Origin of the sequence: uncultured Lactobacillus sp. (assembly GCF_947367125.1) — a bacterium.
Classification (GTDB): domain Bacteria; phylum Bacillota; class Bacilli; order Lactobacillales; family Lactobacillaceae; genus Lactobacillus.
This window is the reverse complement of the sequence record NZ_CANBCQ010000071.1, coordinates 1-3352: the sequence shown is the minus strand read 5'-3', so window position 1 is coordinate 3352 and position 3352 is coordinate 1. Positions and strand designations below refer to the sequence as shown.

5 protein-coding genes are annotated in these 3352 nt (G+C 41.7%); all 5 read left to right on the top strand.

Annotation, left to right across the window (positions count from 1 at the left end; all coding sequences use genetic code 11):
- The coding region (locus Q0Y84_RS12185; RefSeq protein ID WP_297954172.1) for a hypothetical protein at nt 1–1866 on the top strand (1866 nt) is incomplete at its 5' end.
- Between the two features lie 12 nt (nt 1867–1878).
- Nucleotides 1879–2283, top strand: a complete 405-nt coding sequence (locus Q0Y84_RS12180; RefSeq protein ID WP_297954168.1) for a hypothetical protein — start codon at nt 1879–1881, stop codon at nt 2281–2283.
- Nucleotides 2277–2672: a hypothetical protein gene (locus Q0Y84_RS12175; protein WP_297954165.1), complete on the top strand. Its 396-nt coding sequence runs from the start codon at nt 2277–2279 to the stop codon at nt 2670–2672. The genes Q0Y84_RS12180 and Q0Y84_RS12175 overlap by 7 nt, the downstream gene beginning before the upstream one ends.
- Nucleotides 2650–2940 carry a hypothetical protein gene (locus Q0Y84_RS12170; RefSeq protein WP_297954162.1) on the top strand — a complete coding sequence of 97 codons (291 nt, stop codon included), beginning with the start codon at nt 2650–2652 and terminating at the stop codon, nt 2938–2940. The genes Q0Y84_RS12175 and Q0Y84_RS12170 overlap by 23 nt, the downstream gene beginning before the upstream one ends.
- Nucleotides 2941–2998: 58 nt before the next feature.
- Complete coding sequence (locus Q0Y84_RS12165) at nt 2999–3208, top strand: hypothetical protein (protein WP_297954159.1); 210 nt, start codon at nt 2999–3001, stop codon at nt 3206–3208.
- The last annotated feature ends 144 nt before the right edge of the window (nt 3209–3352 follow it).

Sequence of the window (3352 nt, the reverse complement as noted above, 5' to 3'; positions counted from 1 at the left end):
ACTACAATTGGTAGTCCACTTCGAGAAGTCAAAGTTGGTATTAGCGACAAGCAAAACACTGATCGCGGTACAACCGTAATTCTTGAAGCTACATTCCAAAACGACAATCTAGCCAACGACTTGCCTTATACGGCAGTTGGCTTTTTTGCGCAGAAAGGCAATGATGAAAAGCTGATTGCGGTAGCTGTTGCCAATACTGGCGCTTATCTAACAGCGACCAGTCCAGATGGCGTTGCTACTGATGCACTTGACTTAAAGCTGGCGATTGCGATTGGTGACGCTACGAACGTCACGGCAACGGTTGACCCAGCTGGATCAGTTACGCCAGCTACTTTAAATGGAGCTATCAACAAATTAGATCACGACCTAACGGCGCAAATTGATACTAAGGCTGATAAGGCTACGGTTGATGAAGAGATTGGTAAGATTGACTTTAGTCCATATGCCAAAATAGTGGATGTCTACAGCAAGACTGATGCTAACAAGTTGCTTGATGCTAAAGCGGACAAGACAGCTCTTAATAGCTATGACACCATCACTGATGTTGATAGCAAAATCAAGACTGTTACCGACTTAGCTAATACCAAGGTTGATGCCACTTACAGCTACAGCAAGGCTGAACTAGATAAGAAGCTGCTAGCTCTATCTACTGACACAAACGGCAAGGTTGACGCTAACCAAGTAGCCACAATGATTGAAGGCAAAGCTGACAAAACTGACCTTGATAACGAGATTAAGGCTGTTACCGATCTAGCTAACACTAAAGCTAATACTGTTGATGTTGATAGTAAGATTAAAACTGTTACTGATTTAGCTAATACTAAGGCAAATAGCGCCGATGTCTACACCAAGACCGAGACTGATAGTCGAATTGACGAAGCGAAAAACACTGTTCAATCTAATCTTGATTCCGTAAAAAAGGAATTAAACACCACTATTAATACCAAGGCTAACAGTGATGATGTTTATAATAAACCTGCTATTGATTCTGCTTTTAATACTCGTGATAACAACATTAATAGGGCACAGTCAACAGCTGATGGCGCTCAAACTACCGCTAACAACGCTTTGTCTAAAGCGGGCGGTAACATGAATTTACGTTCCACAATCAACTGGAACGGTGGCGGTATCAATGATAGGACAGGCAACCTTGGTGGTTTGCATTGGGCTGGTGGCAGTGATATAGTCAGCATCTACGGTGATCAAGACGACAATGATAACCTAGACCTTACCTTTGATTTGGGTGATGATGGTTCAAATCATTTTTCATTCCGCAACAAAGGCAGTGAAGTGGCTGGTATCCAATCAAATGGTCACTATACAGGAACGGTTGACTGGGGAAACATTTTGGGTCGTCCTGATGTGGCTACTCATGCGGATCTTAACAATAAAGTCAACGTACAAGGTAACCTATTCAGAACGATAACCAACGCAAATAACTGGAATGATATTCTTGGTGTTGGCAACAGTGATACTCCTGTCTTGGTATCAATCAGAGATCAAGCAAGTGACAATACCCTTGGTAATTTTGCGGCGGCAATTGCATTTGGTGGTGCAGATACAAAGGGTGTGCTTAACGTTGCTTACAGTGACCATACAGCCCGAATTATTGGTGGCAACGGTAACGCACCTGTATGGCACGAAGACATCGCATGGAAGTCAGACATCAACCGCCTGCAGAGTATCATCAACCAGCAGAACCAAACAATCCAGTCACTCACAACGCGTCTAGCCAACGCAGAAAACGAAATTAAGTACATCAAGGCGAACTACGTTGAGGGCAAGCGATTCCCAGCATCACAGGAAGCACAAGCTAACAGTTGGGAAAACGCAAATCCACAACGGATCGCCTTTATTACGAAATAGAAAGGTGAAAGCATGTTAGATCATCTAATTTTGAACGCAAAAAAGTGGTTTGAAATTTCAGACAATGCGAATACTGTTACAGCGAATGGCAAAAAGTATATTGCTATCCCTGTAAAGGCAACGATACCAGCTAATACAATGATTACCACTTATCCTAATCCATCAACTCAAAGAGTCAGACAAGATACTTCAATATTAATAGAATCTTATTACCCTAATGGAACAGGTATTTTAAATACCGTTGAGCCAGCGGTATTGGCACTAGGAAACATTTATGCAAATGGATCAGGTGAATGCCTGGTTAAAGTATCAGATCTCAAAAATGTAAACTGGGGGGATAAAAGCCTCCTATTTGCTGTCATATCAATGGTTAAGTATGCTTTCACTTCGTTTAAGAAAGGAGCGGAAACATGCTAGATCACATGTTATTTAATAAGTTGAAATGGTTTAATATTGCGAATAATGCAACCACAATTCAAGCAAACGGTAAAAAATGGAGAGCTTATCCTCAAACTATTACTGTTGACGGCAGCTGTAACTTTACTATTGCAAGTGGTGAAGGACAGATTCGACATGATGGACCAGATGACACATATACATGTTTGGGTAGTTTTGATGGCTACTATGTTGTTAACGGTCATGCTGGCGAAATTGAGGGGCATTATGGTCTTCTACTAGTTCCTGAAAATTATGTTGCCTCCGTAAATTGGGGGGTAACCCCCTCACTATTGGCTTGTATCAACGGCTTAGGTCACTTTTCTATCCATGTAGGGAGGTGTTTAAATGCTAGATCATATGATTTTTAACAGGCTAAAATGGTTCAATATTAGCAATAGCGATCAGCAAATCACGGCAAATGGCAAGAACTGGGGAGCCTATCCAGCTAGCGTGAAATTGAATGGAACGGGAGCGCTTTCCAGCGGTTTGGGTTGGGGTAATGTTATAGGAACCCCGAATTGTGAATGCTATGCCAAAATCATTAACGAATTTGGCACCTACTACCTTATAAATTACGAAGGAAGAATGGCATTCATCAAAGACGACCAAGTTGCATCTGAAAACTGGGGGGGGTAAAGCCTCCTAATCCACTGCTATCAAGGCTTTACGCCGCTTTGAGAAAGGCGGTGGTGCTATGATTGATCACATACTCTTTGATCGTGAAAAGTACATCAAGCAAACCGCTGATGTAAAGCAGAAGCTAGACAATTATGATTCTTTGAATCAATGGAAGAAAAATGCTGAAAAAGGCTTGGATTATATCAAGTCTTTCAACGGTAATTTGCAAAGTCGTCACTTGCATTTCAATGATGACGGCACTTTAATTTATGACTTTAAATCATAGCTCACGGGGCGTACCCGTGGGCTTTTTTGATAGAAAGGAGCCAATTATGGCTGACGAAACACAAAATGCACCAGTAGCAAGTGCTGAAACTGCTACACAAACACAACCAACTAAGTTGTACACGTACTACTACTCAAATCCTGA

Excerpts from the sequence above, each read along its gene's own strand:
- Q0Y84_RS12180 (WP_297954168.1), top strand. The coding sequence starts at position 1,879 with ATGTTAGATCATCTAATTTTGAACGCAAAAAAGTGGTTTGAAATTTCA.
- Q0Y84_RS12175 (WP_297954165.1), top strand. The coding sequence starts at position 2,277 with ATGCTAGATCACATGTTATTTAATAAGTTGAAATGGTTTAATATTGCG.
- Q0Y84_RS12170 (WP_297954162.1), top strand. The coding sequence starts at position 2,650 with ATGCTAGATCATATGATTTTTAACAGGCTAAAATGGTTCAATATTAGC.
- Q0Y84_RS12165 (WP_297954159.1), top strand. The coding sequence starts at position 2,999 with ATGATTGATCACATACTCTTTGATCGTGAAAAGTACATCAAGCAAACC.